Raw genomic sequence first — 17,250 nt, forward strand, 5'->3', positions numbered from 1 at the left:
AAAATGTCTGGTTCGCGGGGTGGTGGGGGTTCGCACGGGGGGGCGGGGGGGGGGGGGGCCCCCGCCCCCCCCCCCCGGCCCCGGGGGGGGGGGGGGGGGCCCCCCCCCGCGCCTTTCGCATGCTCCGGTGGCGTCCGGTGGCGTCCGGTGGCGTCCGGTCGGGTCCGGTCGTGTCCGGTGGCGTCCGGTCGGGTCCGGTTGGGCCCGTTCGGAAAAGGGCTCTCAGACCGCGACGACCTGGATGCCCGCCTCCTCGAACCGGCCGAGCGTCTCCTTGTCGGCCGCGGTGTCCGTGACCAGGATGTCCACCTGTGCCACGTCGCAGATCCGCGCGAAAGCCCGGTGGCCCAGCTTGCTGGAGTCCGCCGCGACCACCACGCGCTCCGCCCGCTCGCACAGCAGCCGGTTGATCGCTGCCTCCGCCTCGTCGTGCGCGGAGGCGCCGTGCGTGACGTCGAGGCCGACGACGCCGAGCACCGCCGTGTCCAGCGTGACCTGGCCGAGCACGCCGTCGGCGAGCGGTCCGATCAACTCGTAGGACTGGGGACGCGCGACACCGCCGGTCAGCACGATCTTGAACTGGGGGCGCACCGCCAGCTCGTTGGCGATGTTCAGGGCGTTCGTGACGATGGTGAGGGCGGGGGTGCCCGAGGCGAGATCGGGTCGGACGGCGAGCGCCCGCGCGACCTCCGTCGTCGTGGTACCGCCGGTGAGGCCCACCGCCTCGCCGGGCGTGAGGAGTTCGGCGACGGCCTTGGCGATGCGCTGCTTCTCGGCGGCGCCGAGCGCGGTCTTGTAGCGCAGCGGGAGCTCGTAGCTGACGCCGTGCACGACGGCGCCGCCGCGGGTGCGCACCAGCATCTGCTGCTCCGCGAGCTGGTCGAAGTCGCGCCGGATCGTTGCGGCGGAGACGCCCAGTTCGGTCGCCGCCACCTCCACATCCAGGCGGCCGCGCTCGACGAGCAGTTCCAGGAGGGACTTCCAGCGGGCGTCGCGGGACATCCGCGGCCTCCAATCATCGATCGGCTCGGTCGGACTCGGTGGGACAGACCTTAACCGTTTGCGCGCGAATGCTTGATAGTGCTTGAAAACTCGCTATATCTTGCAATAACAAGCATCGCGTGGCGCGCTTGCGCCCGCACGTCCTCTGGGGAGTGGGTACGGCATGAGTCATGTCGAGAACGAGCTGAACAGCCAGCCGGAGTGCTGGACGCGGGCCGCGGAGCTGGCCCTCACGCACAAGGCGGCCCTGCCCGCGGCGGGGGAGCGGGTCGCGATCGTCGGCTGCGGCACCTCCTGGTTCATGGCGCAGGCCGCGGCCGCGCTGCGCGAGCAGGCGGGGCAGGGCGAGACCGACGCCTTCGCGGCGTCGGAGTTCCCGGCCGGGCGGAGCTACGACCGGGTGATCGCGCTGACCCGGTCCGGCACCACCACCGAGGTCCTCGACCTGCTGGCCGCCCTCAAGGGCACGGTCCGCACGACCGCCATCACCGGCGACCCGAACACGCCCATCAAGACGGCCGCCGACGACCTCGTGGTCCTCGACTTCGCCGACGAGCAGTCCGTGGTGCAGACCCGTTTCGCCACCACCGCGCTCACCCTGCTCCGCGCCCACCTGGGCCTGCACACCGAGCAGGCCGTCACCGACGCGCGCACCGCCCTCGCCGAGCCGCTGCCCGAAGGGCTCGTGGAGTGCGGCCAGTTCAGCTTCCTCGGCCGCGGCTGGACCGTCGGCCTGGCCAACGAGGCCGCGCTGAAGATGCGCGAGGCGTCCCTGTCGTGGACCGAGGCGTACCCGGCGATGGAGTACCGCCACGGCCCGATCAGCGTCACCACCGCGGGCACGGCCACCTGGATGCTCGGCGAGGCGCCCGAGGGCCTGGCCGAGCAGGTCGCCGCGACCGGCGCCCTCTGGGTCGAGGGCCGGCTCGACCCGCTGGCCGAGCTCGTCCGGGCCCAGCGCCTCGCCGTGGCGGTCGCCGCACGCCAGGGCCTCGACCCCGACCAGCCCCGCCACCTCACGCGCTCGGTGATCCTCAGCGCCGACTGACCGCTCCCACCGGCCACTTGACCACGTGAAAGGAGGGGCAGTGCCCCTTGCAGCAACAGGGACGCTCGTCGGCGCGGCCGCGGCCCGGCGCGGCGCCGTCGCCGCCTTCAACGTCATCACGCTCGAACACATCGAGGCCGTCGTCGCGGGTGCCGAGGCCGTGGACGCGCCCGTCATCCTGCAGATCTCCGAGAACGCCGTCCGCTACCGCTACGGCCGGCTCCTGCCGCTGGCCCGCGCCGCGGCCGCCGTGGCCGAAGCGGCCCACGTCGACGTCGCCCTCCACCTCGACCACGTACAGAGCGACGAACTGCTGCGGCAGGCCGTCGACGCCGGGTTCAGCTCGGTGATGTACGACGCCGCACGCCTCTCCTACGACGTGAACCTCGGCACCACCCGCGCCGCGGCCGACTGGGGCCACGCCCACGGACTGTGGGTGGAGGCCGAGCTGGGCGAGGTCGGCGGCAAGGACGGGGCCGCGCCGCTCGACGCGCACGCGCCCGGCGCCCGCACCGACCCCGGCGAGGCCCGCGCGTTCGTCTCCGACGCGGGCGTGGACGCCCTCGCCGTCGCGGTCGGCTCCTCGCACGCCATGACCACCCGCACCGCCGCCCTCGACCACGACCTCCTCAAGCGGCTCGCCGAGGGCCTCGACGTGCCGCTGGTGCTGCACGGCTCCTCCGGGGTGCCCGACGCCGAGCTGGCGGCGGCCGTGCGGGGCGGCATCGCCAAGGTCAACGTCGGCACGGCCCTGAACATCGCGATGACCGCCGCCATCAGGGAGTTCCTCGCGGCGCACCCCGACGCGGTCGACTCCCGCAAGTATCTGACGGTCGGGCGCGAGGCCATGTCCACCACCGTGAGTGACCTGATCACGGTGCTGCGCGGCTGAACCCGCCTCCCCTCTGGTGTGTGCCCGGCAGTGGAACTGCCGGGCACACACGCGTTTGTGAACGCCGTGCCAAGCCGCTGTCGGAACCGTTGACGCCCCCGCGCGGTCTCCGATATGAATCTCTGCACATAGGTGACTGTGCACATAGAGAGTGATGGCGTCATGAGGTTTGAGCACGTGCTGCTCGCTCTGCTGTCGTACCGCCCGAGAAGCGGTTACGACCTGCGTAAATGGGTCGAGACGGAGGGTCAGTTCGTCCGTTCGCGGGCCCACCACAGCCAGATCTACCGGCTGCTCGCCCGCATGGTCGCCGACGGCTGGGTGACGTACGAGGTCGATCCGCGGGAAGGGAGGCCCGACGCGAAGGTCTACCGGCTCACGCCGCTGGGCCGCGACGTCCTTCTGGAGTGGGTGCACTCCCCGTACGAGCCGCCCAGCCGCTTCCAGGACGTCGACTTCATGGCCCGGTTCCAGTTCGCCGCGTCCCTCGACGCGGCGGCGGCGATCCGCCTCGTGGAGACCGAACTCGCCTACCGCCGGGCCCAGATCGCGGAGAACCGCCACCGCGACCGCACGCTCCGGTTCGAGGACGCGCTGCCCGAGCTCGACCAGGAGTTCGCCCAGCGCGTCGGCGACGAGATGCACGCGTACGGCGCCGCCTCCGTCGACCGCTGGGTGGAGTGGCTGGAAGGGATGCTCGCTCTGCTCAACGACCGCCGCGAGAAAGGAAGTTCACGATGAAGGCCATCATGGTCATGTTCGACAGCCTCAACCGGCGCATGCTGCCGCCCTACGGAGGCGACTGGACCCACGCGCCGAACTTCGCCCGCCTCGCCGAGCGCGCCGTCACCTACGACAACGCGTACGCCGGATCGATGCCCTGCATGCCCGCGCGACGCGAACTGCACACCGGGCGCCACAACTTCCTGCACCGCAGCTGGGGCCCGCTCGAACCCTTCGACGACTCCCTGCCCGAACTCCTCAAACAGAACGGCGTCCACACCCACCTCGTCAGCGACCACCCGCACTACTGGGAGGACGGCGGCGCCACCTACCACGGCCGTTACACCACCTGGGAGTTCTTCCGCGGGCAGGAGGGCGACCCCTGGAAGGGGCAGGTCGCCGACCCGCCGATGCCGGCGGACCTCAAGAAGGTGCGTTTCGGCGGCGTCTACCGGCAGGACCTGGTGAACCGTGCGCACATGGCGACCGAGGACCGCCACCCGCAGACCCTCACCTTCGACGCCGGCCTGGAGTTCCTGCGCACGAACGCGGAGGCCGACCAGTGGTTCGTGCAGATCGAGACGTTCGACCCGCACGAGCCGTTCTTCAGCCACCAGAGGTACAAAGACCTGTACCCGCACGCCTACGACGGACCCCACTTCGACTGGCCCGACTACAAGCGGGTCGTGGAGACGGACGACCAAGTGGCGCACGCGCGCTACGAGTACGGCGCGCTGCTGTCCATGTGCGACCACTCGCTGGGCCGGGTGCTCGACACGATGGACGAACTCGGCCTGTGGGACGACACGTTGCTCATCGTCAACACCGACCACGGCCTGCTGCTCGGCGAGAAGGGCTGGTGGGGCAAGAGCGTCCAGCCCTGGTTCAACGAACTGGTCCATCTGCCGCTGTTCGTCCGTGACCCCCGGCACGAGACGGCCGGGGAGCGCCGCTCCTCCCTCGTGCAGACCATCGACGTGGCACCGACCCTCCTCGACTTCTTCGGCGTCGACATCCCCGCCGACATGCAGGGCGCGCCCCTGCCGGTCGCCGACGACACCCCCGTACGCGAAGTGGGCCTGTTCGGCATGCACGGCGGCCACGTCAACGTGACCGACGGACGGTACGTGTACATGCGGGCCCCGCACTCCGCCGCCAACTCCCCGCTCGAAGAGCACACGTTGATGCCCACGCACATGCGTGGCCGCTTCACCCCCGCCGAGCTCGCGGACCTCGAACTGGCCGAACCGTTCGGCTTCACCAAGGGCGTCCGCACCCTGCGCATGCCGGGACGCTCCTTCTTCAACCCCTACCCACACGGCACGCTGCTCTACGACGTGACGGCCGACCCCGAGCAGTGCAGCCCGCTCGTCGACGACGCCGTGGAGCTGCGCATGGCAGGGCTCCTGGTCGAGCTGATGCGGGCGAACGAGGCCCCGCCGAGCCAGTACGAGCGGCTCGGGCTGCCCGCCGAAGGCCCCGTCACCGAGAAGCACCTCCTCGTCAGGGCCCAGCGCGAACGCGCCGAACAGGCGGCGCTCCCGCTGCCACGCCCCGAGGACTACCCGGAGGGCCGCTACTCGCTGCGCACCCCGATCGCGGCCCTCATCCGCGACCCCGCGGCCGTCGAAGTGCTCCGCCGCCATCTGCCCGGCGTCGTCGACTCCGAACTTCTTCAACTCCTCGGCCCGACACCCCTGTTGGACGTCGCCGCGATGGCCGGAGGGCTCATCCCGCCGCCCGGCCTCCACCGGGTCGCACAGGAACTCGCCGAGCTCTGATCAGCGTAGAAAAAGACCAACGTAGAAAAAGACCAACGTAGAAAAAAGCCGGTGACAGGGCGGCCACCCCGTCACCGGCTCGAGCACCCGCCCCGTCCCCGACGTCTCACACGCAGAAAAGAGGTGGCGCGATGCCCGAGCTTATCGAGGGTTCCGCCGGCACGACCAAGGGCCCCCGCACAGCCCCGGCGCCCGGCCGCCGGGGGCAGATGTCGCTGCTCGGCGGCACGCTGCTCGTCGACAGCACCGAGTCGAGCCTGGTCGCCGGATTGTTCCCGCTGATCCGCGACTCCCTCGGGGTCTCCCTGGGCGCGCTGGGCACCCTCACCGCCGCGAGCAAGATCGTCGGCGTGGTCACCGGGCCGCTGTGGGTGATGGCCGCGCAGCGCTTCTCCCGCACGTCCGTCCTCGTGGTCGCCACCGGACTGTGGGGTGTGTGGGGCATCGCCGCCGGGTTCGCCCAGACCTTCGGTCAGCTCCTCGTCCTCTACACGATCCTCGCCGCCGGATACGCCGCCGCCCACCCGCTCATCAACGAGATCATCGGCGACCTGTTCGGCGGAGCCTCGCGCGGTCGCGCCGTCGGAGCCGTGTACGGGGCCGTCGCCCTCGCCGCGGCGGTGCTCGCCCCGCTCACCGGCCAGCTCGCCCGCGTCGACGACGGCTGGCGCTGGGGGCTCTGGGGCATCGGCGCCTTCAACGTACTGCTCGGCCTCGCCCTGTGGCGCAGGCTGCGTGACCCGGGACACGGGGCGGCCGAACGCCAGCTCGCCGACCTCGACCCCGCCGCACGCGAGCGCGCTCCGCTCACCTGGGCGCGAGCGGTCGCCCTGCTGCGCATCCGCAGCCTCGCCCTCCTCCTGGTCTCCCGCCTCCTCTCCGGGCATCTGCTGATCTCGACGTTCGGCATCGTGTACCTCGTGGACGTCTACGGCTTCCGCACGGAGACGGCCTCCGTGGTGCTGCTGCCGCAGGGCCTTGGCTACTTCGCGGGCACGGTCGTCGGCGGCTGGGCGGCCGACCGCGCCGTGCGCCGCAGCCCACGCCACGGACTGGTCGCCCTCCTTCAAGGGGCCCAGTTCGCGTTCGCCGTGGTGGCGTTCCTCGGTACGCAGATCGGCTACGGCTCCATCGTCCCGTTCGCCGTGTTCTTCGGCCTGATGGGGCTGGCCCAGGGGGCGAATCCGCCGGTGAACCGGCCGATGGTGATGGCCGTCGTGCCGCCGGAACTGCGCGCCGCGGCCTTCGCGATCTACCTCAACATCTTCGAGGCGATCGCCTGGGCGGTCTTCGGCCTCGGCGCGGGCCTCCTCGGCGACCGGATCGGCCTGCGGCCCGTCTTCCTCTGGGTCCTGGTGATCCTGATGATCGTCAACGGGCTCTTCCTCACCACGCTGCACCACACGTTCGGCGCCGATGTGGCCCGCGTGCAACGAGAGTTGGACCTGCGGCGGGAGGGCGCCGCGCGGGGCTGACGACCAGGGCGCAGGATGGAGGGCATGAGCGGACCCGCACTCTTTCCCCGTGAACCCGAGGAGATCGCCCCCGGAGCCGTCCACGTCCCGGACTGGCTCGACCCGGCGCGCCAGCGCGCGCTCGTCGCGTCCTGCCGGGAGTGGGCGAGGGGACCCGCGGGGCTGCGCGAGGTACGGCTGCCAGGCGGCGGCCGGATGACGGTGCGGCAGTTCGGACTCGGCTGGCACTGGTTCCCGTACGGGTACGCGCGCACCGCCGTCGACGGGGACGGGCAGCAGGTGAAGGCGATGCCGCAGGAACTGGCCGATCTCGGCCGGTGCGCGGTGGCTGCCGCGTACGGTGAGCAGGCACGGCCGACGGCGTACGGCGGACAGGGTCCTCGGGAGGCGTACGACATCGCGCTGATCAACTACTACGACGCGGACGCCCACATGGGTCTGCACAAGGACCGCGACGAGAAATCGGCGGCGCCCGTGGTGTCGCTCAGCCTCGGCGACACCTGAGTCTTCCGGTTCGGGAACACCGAGACCCGGACGAAGCCGTACACCGACGTGGAGCTGCACAGCGGGGACCTCTTCGTGTTCGGCGGGCCGTCCCGGTTCGCGTATCACGGAGTGCCGCGCACCCTGGGCGGCACGGCGCCGCCGGAACTGGGCCTCGAAGGACGACTCAACATCACGCTGCGGGTCAGCGGTCTGTGAGACGGCGTTCATCGACCGGGCGAGCGGCATTCACCGGATACCATTCCTGACCGTGATCAGGGCGAGGAGTTACTGATGGGCGGCAGGGCGGCCTCCGGGGACGGGGGCCCTACGGCGGGCGACGGGGCCGCGCGGGCGCCACGCCTGGAGCGGGGCCGCGGCGCACTCGGTCCCGCGCTCGAACTCGTCCACACCGGGCGGGCACCGACCCGCGCCGTCCTCACCGCCGAACTCGGCGTGACCCGCGCCACGGCGGGCGCCGTCGCCGCCGAACTCGAAGCGCTCGGCCTCATCCGGATCGACGCCAGGCCGAGCGCCGCGGCCGGTTCGCAGGGCCGCCCCTCGCACCGCCTGTCGGTCGCCGAGGACGGCCCTGTGGTGCTGGCCGCGCAGGTGCACGCCGACGGCTACCGCGCGGCCCTCGTCGGACTCGGCGGCCGTATCGTCGCCACCACCCCCGGCTGCGAGATCATCGACCCCGATCCGGCGGACGTGCTGCGCTCCGTCGTCGAGGCGGGCATCCGGCTCCTGGAGACCAGCGGGCGGCGCTGCGTCGGCGCGGGCCTCGCCGTGCCGTCCGCCGTCGCGGAACCCGAGGGCACCGCCCTCAACCCGCTGCACCTGGCCTGGCCCGCCGGGTCCAAGGTGCGGCAGATCTTCGCCGACTGCGTGCGCGAGGCGGCCCTCGGCATCCCGGCCTTCACCGCGAACGACGTGAACCTCGCCGCGCTCGCCGAGCACCGGCACGGGGCCGGACGCGGCGCCCGCGACCTGCTGTGCGTCGCCACCGGGCACCGCGGTGTCGGCGGCGCCCTGGTCCTCGACGGCCGTCTGCACACGGGCAGTTCGGGACTCGCCCTGGAGGTCGGGCACCTCACCGTCAACCCCGAGGGCCGGCCCTGCCACTGCGGCAGCCGCGGCTGTCTGGACGTGGAGGCCGACCCGCTGGCCTTCCTCACCGCGGCGGGCCGCACCCCGGACCCCGACGGCTCGCTCCTCGAACAGGCCCACGGGCTGCTGCGCGAGGCCCCGGACGACCTCGGTGTGCGCCGGGCCGTGGAGACGCTCGTCGACCGGCTCGGACTAGGCCTCGCGGGCCTGGTCAACATTCTCAACCCGGACCGGATCATCCTCGGCGGACTGCACCGCACGCTCCTCGACGCCGCCCCGGAGCGGCTGCGCGCGGTCGTGGCCGATCGCAGCCTGTGGGGACGCAGCGGCGGCGTCCCCATCCTGGCGTGCACGCTCGACCACAACAGCCTGGTGGGAGCCGCCGAGTTGGCCTGGCAGCCCGTGCTCGACGACCCCCTGGCCGCACTCGCCGAGGCCTGACCCGCCTCTGCTGTCAGACCCGTACGGCGACGGGCTCGGGCTCCTCGGACACCGTGACCGTGTTCTTTCCACGCTCCAGCAGATCCGGTACGAGGGTGGCGATGCCCGCGACCGCCAGCGCAAGGCCGAGCCAGAGCGGTGCCCGCAGCCCGTACGCGTCGATGGCCACGCCGCCCACCGAGGTCGCCACGATGATGCCGAGCGTGATGAACGACGTGTGCACGGAAGTGACGAGCGCGCCCGCGTTCGCCCTGCGCTGCACCCGTACCGCCATCGCCGGGTTCATGGTGACGCCGACCAGCCCGATGCCGAGCATGCACAGCACGGCCGCGGCGCTCAGCTGGGCGAACAGCGCGAAGCCCAGCAGGAAGAGGGAGTTGAGGGCCAGGCCGACGAGCAGCACGGTGAGGGTGTGCCGGTCCGCGAGCCGTCCGACGACCATGTTGCCGACGACGGTCGCCGCCCCGTACGCCACGAGCAGCAGCGGCACGGTGCCCGCCCCGAACCCGGAGATCCCCGTGAGGATCGGATTGAGGTAACTGAACGCGGCGAACGTCGCGCCGATCACCAACGTGCTGGTGGACAGGGTCAGCCACAGCCGCGCGGACCTGAACACCCGGAATTCGGTGCGCAGTTGACCTGAGCCGGTGCCTCCGGGCAGGTTCGGCACCCCGGCGAGCGTCGCCGCAGCGGCGAGCACCGCCAGCGCGGAGACGACCCAGAACGCGGCCCGCCAGCCGAGCCGGTCACCGATGTATGTGGCCAGGGGCAGCCCCAGCAGGGTGCCCAGCATCAGCCCGTTGAGCGCCACGGACACCGCGCGGCCCCGCACCTCGGGCCGGGTCAGCTGGGCGCACAGCGACAGGGCCACACCGAAGAAGGCCTGTGAGGCGACGCCGGTCACGAGGCGCGCGACCAGCATCACGGCGTACGTCGACGCGGTCGCTGCCAGCACGTTGCCGGCGAGGAACACGGCGAACAGGATCGCCAGCGCCCGCTTCTGCGGGACCTTGAGCAGGGCAACGGTGAGGAACGGGCCGCCGAACGCCATCGCCGCGGCGAACGCGGTGATGAGATAGCCGATCTGCGGAATCGTCGCGTGGAGCCCGTGCGCCATCTGCGGCATCAGGCCCGCGACGACGAACTCACTGGTCACCATCGCGAAAACGCCGAAAGCGAGGACGTAGACGGCACGTGGCATGGGGCCCTCCAGGGAGCCTTGTTTGAGACAGGGGATGTGGACAGGGGTGTGGACACAGTTTGGACAGGCCGTTTTGGATAGGTCGGTACAAAATTCGGGCATGCGTGATCGAGGCGGGGCGCCGGGTGTCGGCGCCCGGGGGTGTTCCGTACGGGGAGGCGGGGTCAGTCGGTGAGTGCGTCCAGGGCGATCCGGGCCGTGGACTCCAGTGCGGCCCGGTCGGCGCCGACCTGGCCGGAGACGCGCATCCCGCCGATCACGGAGTTGAGGAAGCGCGCGAGGTCGCCGGGGGAGCGGCGGGACGTGATGGTGCCGTCCCGCTGCCCGGCCGTGATCGCGACTTCCATGGCGGCGAGCCGGCTGTCCAGATCCCGCTGGAGCAGGCCGGTCGTCTCTTGGTCGCGGCCGGCGAGCTCCACGGTCGTGTTCACCGTGAGGCAGCCGCGGCTGCGTCCGTCCCTGCGGGTCCCGATCTCGATGTCGATGATCACCGCGAACAGGTCACGGATGCGGTCGAGCGGCGCCCGCTCCACGTTCTCCAGAAGGGTCACCTGACTCGCGCCCATGCTCTCGATGTAGCGGGCCAGCGAGCGCGTGAACAGCTCGTGCTTGCTGGCGAACGTGTTGTAGATGCTGCTGCGGCCCAGGCCGGTGGCGGTGCACAGGTCCTGCGTGGAGGTGGCCTCGTAGCCGTTCTCCCAGAAGGCGTGCATCGCCGCGTCCAGGGCCCGCTCCTCGTCGAACATTCTCGGTCGGGCCATGGGAAGACCGTACTAGTTTTGGATCGAGCGGTGCAATACCTGCGGGGTGACGCCTGTGGGGCAATATCCGCGGTGCCGTACCGGCGGTGTCATGCCTCGGCGGGGGTCGAGCTGCTTGGGGCTGTTCGGCGCGCACCCCGCCGACCGCGCCGCAGCGCGCACCCCGCCGACCGTGCCGCAGCGCGCACCCCGCCGACCGTGCCGCAGCGCGCACCCCGCCGACCGTGCCGCAGCGCGCACCCCGCCGACCGTGCCGTCAGGCCCACTCCACCGCGAACGCCTCCGCGGGATTGCCCACGAGCAGGCGCTCCACCGTGTCCTTGCCCAGGGCCTCCACCAGTCGCGGCCGGACGCGACGCAACAGGTGGGGCATGCCCGGCCCGCCGCTCACCGACCGTGCCCCGGCGGTCGTCGTGTCGCCGCCGAGCAGCAGCCGGTCCGCGTACCCGGCGTCGGCGAGGGCCGCCATCGCGTCCGGCATGCGCCAGTCCGTCGCGTGGTTCGCCCGCGAGGGGCCGTCGAAGGCGAGGTACGCCCCCGACCGTGCCGCCTCCTGGTGCGTCACGAAGTCGGGCGAGCGGTTGAGATGCCCGAGGATCACGCGTCGCGCGGGCACCCCCAACTCCCCGCACAGCAGGTCCAGTACGTCGAGCACGGCCGTGCCCAGCTCGTGGTGGACGGCGATCGGGGCCCCGGTGGCGTGATGTGCCTCGGCCGCGGCCCGCATCGTCCACCGCGCATGCGCGTCCAGCGCGTGGAACCCGCCGGCGACCTTGATCAGACCGGCCCGGACACCACTGCCCGCGATGCCCACGGTGAGCTCGCGCACGAAGACCTCGGCGAGATCGGTCGCGCGGGAGGCGAGCAACTCCGGTGCGTAGTGCGCCGATTGGTGCATGCCGGTCGCGGCCACGACATGCACCCCGCACGCCGCCGCGAGCGCGGGCAGCTCCTCGGCCCGCCGCCCGAGCCCGTACGGAGTCCACTGCACGACGGTCCCGCCGCCGACGGCCGCGAACGCCGCCAGCTCCTGCCGTGCGAGGCCGACGTCGTCCAGCTCCTGCCCGGGCAGCAGTGGGCTGCGGAAAAAGAGGTGGTCATGGGCGTCGACCACCCCCAACTCACCGGGATGCACGTCTCCTTGGACGGTACGAACGACCCCGCTCACCAGTGCCTCCCGCGCGGCAGCAGTTCTCGCTCGGGCTGCGAGAGGTGCAGTACATGGTAGATGTCACCGGGCGCCTTGGGGGATTCGTGGTCCCAGACGGAGAAGGTCAGCAGCTCCCAGGTACGCGGATCAACGGCGGACGCAGCGAACAACGCACCGTCCGACGTGGCGAGTTGCCCGACCTCATGTACGGACTGCGCCATCAGCTCCGGGAGTTCGGTGCCCTCTTCGATCGCAGTACGTCGTCGCACCGCTGTCCGCGCGGCACTTGAGGCCGCGGTCCCCTCCTCGTAGGCCGTGCCCGCCCAGTGCTGGACCGTGGGGCGCCCGAAGTCGGCCGCGAGGCCCTGGAACGCCGGGCCCCACAGGAACGTATGCATCCCCTCCTGGGTACGCCACAGATACAGCGGCGCGTACGCGTTCACCGGCGAGCCGGCGACGCCCTTCTCGCGCATCAGGTACGCCTTGACGCCGAGCCCCGCGAACGTGTCGGTGAACCTGTGCCGGGTCGCCACCCGCTCACGGATGATGCCCATGTCGTAGTCGGCCGGGAACCTGATCTCGTACTGCATCGCGTGCATGGTCGAGCCCCTCCTCGAAGTGCCGGTCCGCCCCGGAGCGCCGGGTACGCCTCGTCGTCGCCGACGCTCACGGTGCCGGACACGCCTCGTCGTCACCGACGTGCGCGCCCCGGCAGACGGTCTAAGGAACGGAGGCGGTGCGGGGAGAGGAAACGGGAGAGGGGGCGGGTGAGGGGGCGAGGAGCGCGAGCAGGCCGCGAGCGCCCGCGTCGAAGGCGTCCGTGTCACCCGAGGCGCGCGCCAGGACGTAGCCGCCCTGTACCGTCGCGACGATCGTCGCCGCGATGTCGCGCGGGACCAGATGTGTCCCGAACTCGCCCTTGTCCACGCCCTCTTGGACCACATCGGCGAGCCGGTCCTTGACGTAGGCGATGGTCTCGTCGACCGGCGCGCGCAACGCGTCGCTGGCGATCACGTCCGGGTCCATCGTGAGCCGGCCGACGGGGCAGCCGCGCAGTACGTCGCGCTCCCGCAGCAGATACGCCTCGACCCGCTCGTACGCGGTGTTGCCGGTGGCGAGCAGCCCGTCGACCGTGGCCCGCAACTCCTCGCCGGTGCGCCGGATCGCGGCGAGCGCGAGGTCCTGCTTGCCGGTGAAGTGGTGGTACATGCTGCCCTGCCCGACGCCCGCGCGCTGCAGGATCGCCTTCGGGCTGGTGCCGACGTAACCGCGCTCCCACAGGAGCTCCCGCGTGGTGTAGATCAGTCGCTCCTGAGTGCTCATGACCTCACCGTACATACTAGTAGTTACAGAAGGCAAGGGTGATCGAAGGGCAGGGGGCATGAGCGGCCGGGAGCAGGCCGGAGCAGGCCGGGAGCAGGGCCGCACCCCTCCTCGTACTCCCGTGGTGGTACGCGTGGTGCCGCTGGCCGTACGACGACGGAGACCCCCTGCCGGCGCGACGCTCTACTCATCACACGCAGCACCGCGACCCCATCGGGAGATGAGTCAGATGCAGACCCTCGCGCACTTCGGCGGCGACGGCCCCGGCCCGTGGATCCTTTTCTTCCCGCTGATCTGGGCGGCCGTCGCGATCGGCGTCGTCACCCTGCTGCGCCGCACCGCCGGGCGCGGCCGGCGCGGACCGTGGCGGCCCCTTCCGCGCGTCGATGAGCACGCGCCGATCGCCGTGCTCGGCCGCCGGTTCGCCGCCGGTGAGATCGACGAGGACGAGTACTGGCGCCGACTGACCGTCCTGAACGAGGAGTTCGGGCACTACGCCACCGGCACCGCGTCGGCCAAGGGCGGTGCGGCATGACCACCGCGACGCTCACCGGCACCGCGGCGCGCGTCGAGAACGCCGTCAAGGTGTACGGGTCGGGCGACACCGCCGTCCGTGCCCTCGACGGCGTGAGTGTCGACTTCCGCGCGGGACGGTTCACCGCGATCATGGGCCCCTCCGGCTCCGGCAAATCCACGCTGATGCACTGCGCGGCCGGACTCGACACCCTGACCGAGGGCTCCGCGTACCTCGGCGACACCGCGCTGAGCGCGCTGGACGACCGGCGCCTGACACTGCTGCGCCGCGACCGCGTCGGCTTCGTCTTCCAGGCGTTCAACCTCGTGCCCACCCTGACCGTCGCGGAGAACATCACGCTGCCGGCGGACCTCGCGGGCGCCCGGCCCGACGCCGAGTGGCTCGACGCGCTCATCGACACCGTCGGGCTGCGCGACCGGCTCCGTCACCGGCCCGCGGAACTCTCCGGCGGACAGCAGCAACGCGTGGCCGTGGCGCGGGCGTTCGCGAACCGGCCCGACGTCGTCTTCGCCGACGAACCCACCGGCAACCTCGACTCGCGCTCCGGCGGCGAGGTCCTCGGGCTGCTCGGCGACGCCGTGCGCCGGACGGCCCGCACGGTCGTGATGGTCACGCACGATCCGGTCGCCGCCGCCCACGCCGACGAGGTCGTCTTTCTCGCCGACGGCCGCCTCGTCGACCGCATGGAAGGCCCGACCGCCGACAAGGTCCTCGACCGGATGAAGGCCTTCGACCGCACCCCACCCCGCGCGGGAGGTCCGTCATGAACGCTGTCGTCCGGCTCAGCCGCACGTCCCTGTCCGCCCACAAAAGGCGCTTCGCCGGTACGTTCACCGCCGTCCTGCTCGGCGTCGCGTTCCTCGCGGGCACCCTCGTCATGGGCGACACGCTCCGCGCGAGCTTCGACTCGATGTTCGCGGGCGCCGGCAGTGGCACCGACGCCGTCGTCCGCAGCACCGGCGTCATCACCACGCCCGGCGAGAGCCAGGGCGCCCGCCGCCCGGTCGACGCCGCCCTCGCGGCCGCTCTCGCCGAGGTGCCCGGGATCGCGGCCGCGGCGCCGAACATCCAGGGCGCCGGTCAACTCGTCGGCGCCGACGGGAAACCCATCGGTGGCCAGGGCCCGCCCACGCTCGCCGGCAACTGGATCGACGACCCGGAGCTCAACGCGTACCGGGTGGCCGAAGGCCGCGCCCCGCGTGCGCCGGGCGAGGTCGTCGTCAACCGCGGCGCAGCCGAGAAGGGCGACCTGAAGATCGGCGACACGACGGTTCTGCGGACGCCGGATCCGGTGCGGGTCACGATCGTCGGCCTGGCCACGTTCGGGGGCGAGGACGGCATGGCCCAGGTCACCTTCACCGGCATGACCCGCGCCGACGCCGAGAAGTACCTCACGGCGAGGCCGGGCGAGGCGGCCTCCATCCAGGTCCGCGCGGGCCCCGGCGTGAGTCAGCGGGAGCTCGCCGACAGGCTGACGGCTCACCTCCCCGCGGGTGTCGAGGCCATCACCGGGCAGGAGGCCGCGCGGGAGAACACCGACATGATCTCCGGCCAGTTCCTGAACCTCTTCACCACCTTCCTCCTCGTCTTCTCCGGCATCGCGCTGCTCGTCGCGACCTTCTCCATCCACAACACCTTCGCGATCGTGGTGGCCCAACGCGGCCGAGAGAACGCCCTGTTGAGGGTGCTGGGCGCCTCCCGGCGACAGGTCACCGCCTCGACACTCGTCGAGGCGGGCGTCGTCGCCGTGCTCGCCTCGGCCGCGGGTCTCGCGGGCGGCATCGGCATCGCGGCCGGACTCCAGGCACTGTTCCCCGTCATCGGATTCCCCTTCCCTGAGGGGGAGTTGGTGATCAGTGCCGTGTCCATGCTGCTGCCGACGGCCGTCGGTATCGTCGTCTGCCTCGGCTCGGCCCTGCTGCCCGCCCTGCGCGCGGGACGCACCGCACCGCTGGCCGCGCTGCGGGAGACGGCCGTCGACGACTCGGGCGCCTCGCGTCGCCGTGCCCTCATCGGCAGCGTGCTCGGGGCGGCCGCCCTCGCCCTCACGCTCGTCGGCGTACTCGCCTCGCCGTCCATCGTGTTGGCCGGAACGGGTGCCGTCCTGGTCCTCGCCTCGTTCGTCGTGCTCGGCCCGGTCACCTCCACCGTCGCCGTAAGCGTCCTCGGCAGCCCGCTCGACAAGCTCCGCGGCGTCACCGGCGGCCTGGCCCGCCGCAACGCACTGCGCAGCCCGAAGCGGACCGCCGCCACGGCCGGCGCGCTGATGATCGGCGTCGCCGTGGTCTCCCTGTTCACGGTCTTCGGCGCCTCCCTCAAGGCGACCATGAACGAGACGGTCGACCGGTCCTTCGCAGGCGATGTCGCCGTCTCCGCCCCGTCGTTCGGCGCGGGCGGCAGCGGCCTCAGCCCCCGGCTCGCCCCGGCCGTCGCCGAGCGTCCCGAGGTCGCCACGGCCGTCGGACTCGGCAAAGGCGTCGCCGACGTCGACGGGAAGGGCCGCGCCCTGACCGTCACCGACCCGGCCGCCCTCGCCAAGGCCTTCGACCTGGGCACGGTCCAGGGCTTGATGGACGACCTCGGCCCGAACGGACTCGCCCTCACCCGCGCCGAGGCCGACAAGCAGCACCTCAAGGTCGGCGACACGGCCCGGCTCACCTTCACCGACGGCAAGAGGGAAGCCTTCACCGTCCGCGCCGTCTACGCCCGCTCCGATCTCGCCGGAGACTACGTCATCACCCGCGCGGCCTGGGCACCGCACCGCACCCAGGACGCGGACACCCTGGTCTCGGTCACCTTCAAGGACGGCGTCAGCACCGCGGACGGCACCGCCGCCGTCGAGAAGGTCGCGTCGGCCTACGGGAATCCGGAGGTGCAGACCCGCGACGCGTACGCGCGGTCCTCGGCGAGCGGCATCGACATGATGCTCACCCTCGTCTACGCGCTGCTCGCCCTGGCCGTACTCATCGCGCTGCTCGGCATCGCCAACACGCTCACCCTCGCCGTGCACGAACGCACCCGGGAGTTGGGTCTGCTCCGCGCCGTCGGCCAGACCCGCGCCCAGCTGCGCGCCATGGTCCGCTGGGAGTCGGTGCTGGTCGCCGCGTTCGGCACGGCCGGCGGACTCGTGCTCGGCGGATTCCTCGGCTGGGTCCTGGTCGAGGCATCCGACGGGGCGAGCGACAGCGCCTTCGCGTTCGCGCTGCCGCCCGTACGACTGCTCGTCGTGGCCCTGGTCGGACTGGTGGCCGGCGCCCTGGCCGGGCTGCGGCCGGCGAGCAGGGCGGCCCGCCTGGACGTGCTGCGCGCGATCGCCACCGAGTGA

General features: G+C 72.1%; 15 protein-coding genes and 1 pseudogene. 10 read left to right on the forward strand and 6 right to left on the reverse strand.

The genetic code is table 11. The features are described 5' to 3' along the window. Positions 1-222: 222 nt before the first annotated feature. Complete coding sequence (locus ACIREE_RS12640) at positions 223-1,002, reverse strand: DeoR/GlpR family DNA-binding transcription regulator (RefSeq protein ID WP_404150235.1); 780 nt, start codon at positions 1,000-1,002, stop codon at positions 223-225. Positions 1,003-1,165: 163 nt separating this feature from the next. On the opposite strand from ACIREE_RS12640, the gene ACIREE_RS12645 reads away from it, so the two are divergent. From ACIREE_RS12645 to ACIREE_RS12675, 7 genes and pseudogenes are all read left to right on the forward strand, one after another. Next, complete coding sequence (locus ACIREE_RS12645) at positions 1,166-2,050, forward strand: SIS domain-containing protein (protein ID WP_404150237.1); 885 nt, start codon at positions 1,166-1,168, stop codon at positions 2,048-2,050. Positions 2,051-2,090: 40 nt separating this feature from the next. Next, entirely contained in the window at positions 2,091-2,942 is an 852-nt protein-coding gene (locus ACIREE_RS12650; protein ID WP_404150239.1) for a ketose-bisphosphate aldolase, read from the forward strand. A 162-nt stretch (positions 2,943-3,104) separates the two neighbouring features. Then, complete coding sequence (locus ACIREE_RS12655; protein WP_404150241.1) at positions 3,105-3,683, forward strand: PadR family transcriptional regulator; 579 nt, start codon at positions 3,105-3,107, stop codon at positions 3,681-3,683. After that, positions 3,680-5,446, forward strand: coding sequence for a sulfatase (locus tag ACIREE_RS12660; RefSeq protein ID WP_404150243.1), 1,767 nt, complete (start codon positions 3,680-3,682; stop codon positions 5,444-5,446). The genes ACIREE_RS12655 and ACIREE_RS12660 overlap by 4 nt, the downstream gene beginning before the upstream one ends. A 131-nt stretch (positions 5,447-5,577) precedes the next feature. Beyond that, positions 5,578-6,921, forward strand: a complete 1,344-nt coding sequence (locus tag ACIREE_RS12665) for an MFS transporter (RefSeq protein ID WP_404150245.1) — start codon at positions 5,578-5,580, stop codon at positions 6,919-6,921. 15 nt (positions 6,922-6,936) lie between these two features. Then, a pseudogene (locus tag ACIREE_RS12670) lies at positions 6,937-7,623 on the forward strand (alpha-ketoglutarate-dependent dioxygenase AlkB family protein). Positions 7,624-7,698: 75 nt separating this feature from the next. After that, on the forward strand, positions 7,699-8,955 hold the full coding sequence (locus ACIREE_RS12675) for an ROK family protein (protein WP_404150247.1): 1,257 nt from the start codon (positions 7,699-7,701) through the stop codon (positions 8,953-8,955). Between the two features lie 13 nt (positions 8,956-8,968). On the opposite strand, the gene ACIREE_RS12680 is transcribed toward ACIREE_RS12675, so the two are convergent. From ACIREE_RS12680 to ACIREE_RS12700, 5 genes are all read right to left on the reverse strand, one after another. Continuing rightward, positions 8,969-10,156 carry an MFS transporter gene (locus tag ACIREE_RS12680; protein WP_404150249.1) on the reverse strand — a complete coding sequence of 396 codons (1,188 nt, stop codon included), beginning with the start codon at positions 10,154-10,156 and terminating at the stop codon, positions 8,969-8,971. 164 nt (positions 10,157-10,320) lie between these two features. Next, positions 10,321-10,917 (reverse strand): TetR/AcrR family transcriptional regulator, encoded by a 597-nt coding sequence (locus ACIREE_RS12685; protein WP_404150251.1) that lies wholly within the window; start codon positions 10,915-10,917, stop codon positions 10,321-10,323. 256 nt (positions 10,918-11,173) lie between these two features. Further along, complete coding sequence (locus ACIREE_RS12690; RefSeq protein ID WP_404150253.1) at positions 11,174-12,085, reverse strand: phosphotriesterase; 912 nt, start codon at positions 12,083-12,085, stop codon at positions 11,174-11,176. Beyond that, complete coding sequence (locus ACIREE_RS12695) at positions 12,082-12,666, reverse strand: DUF4865 family protein (protein WP_404150255.1); 585 nt, start codon at positions 12,664-12,666, stop codon at positions 12,082-12,084. The genes ACIREE_RS12690 and ACIREE_RS12695 overlap by 4 nt, the downstream gene beginning before the upstream one ends. A 121-nt stretch (positions 12,667-12,787) precedes the next feature. Continuing rightward, on the reverse strand, positions 12,788-13,405 hold the full coding sequence (locus ACIREE_RS12700; RefSeq protein WP_404150257.1) for a TetR/AcrR family transcriptional regulator: 618 nt from the start codon (positions 13,403-13,405) through the stop codon (positions 12,788-12,790). Between the two features lie 214 nt (positions 13,406-13,619). Here ACIREE_RS12700 and ACIREE_RS12705 point away from each other — a divergent pair, with 214 nt between their 5' ends. The 3 genes from ACIREE_RS12705 to ACIREE_RS12715 are packed head-to-tail and all read left to right on the forward strand — an operon-like array spanning position 13,620 to position 17,250. Further along, positions 13,620-13,925, forward strand: coding sequence for an SHOCT domain-containing protein (locus ACIREE_RS12705; RefSeq protein WP_404150493.1), 306 nt, complete (start codon positions 13,620-13,622; stop codon positions 13,923-13,925). Next, positions 13,922-14,692 (forward strand): ABC transporter ATP-binding protein, encoded by a 771-nt coding sequence (locus ACIREE_RS12710; RefSeq protein ID WP_404150259.1) that lies wholly within the window; start codon positions 13,922-13,924, stop codon positions 14,690-14,692. Before ACIREE_RS12705 ends, ACIREE_RS12710 begins: the two co-directional genes overlap by 4 nt. Further along, on the forward strand, positions 14,689-17,250 hold the full coding sequence (locus ACIREE_RS12715; RefSeq protein WP_404150261.1) for an ABC transporter permease: 2,562 nt from the start codon (positions 14,689-14,691) through the stop codon (positions 17,248-17,250). Before ACIREE_RS12710 ends, ACIREE_RS12715 begins: the two co-directional genes overlap by 4 nt.

It is taken from the genome of Streptomyces sp. NPDC102467 (assembly GCF_044765445.1).
Taxonomy (GTDB): Bacteria; Actinomycetota; Actinomycetes; order Streptomycetales; family Streptomycetaceae; genus Streptomyces.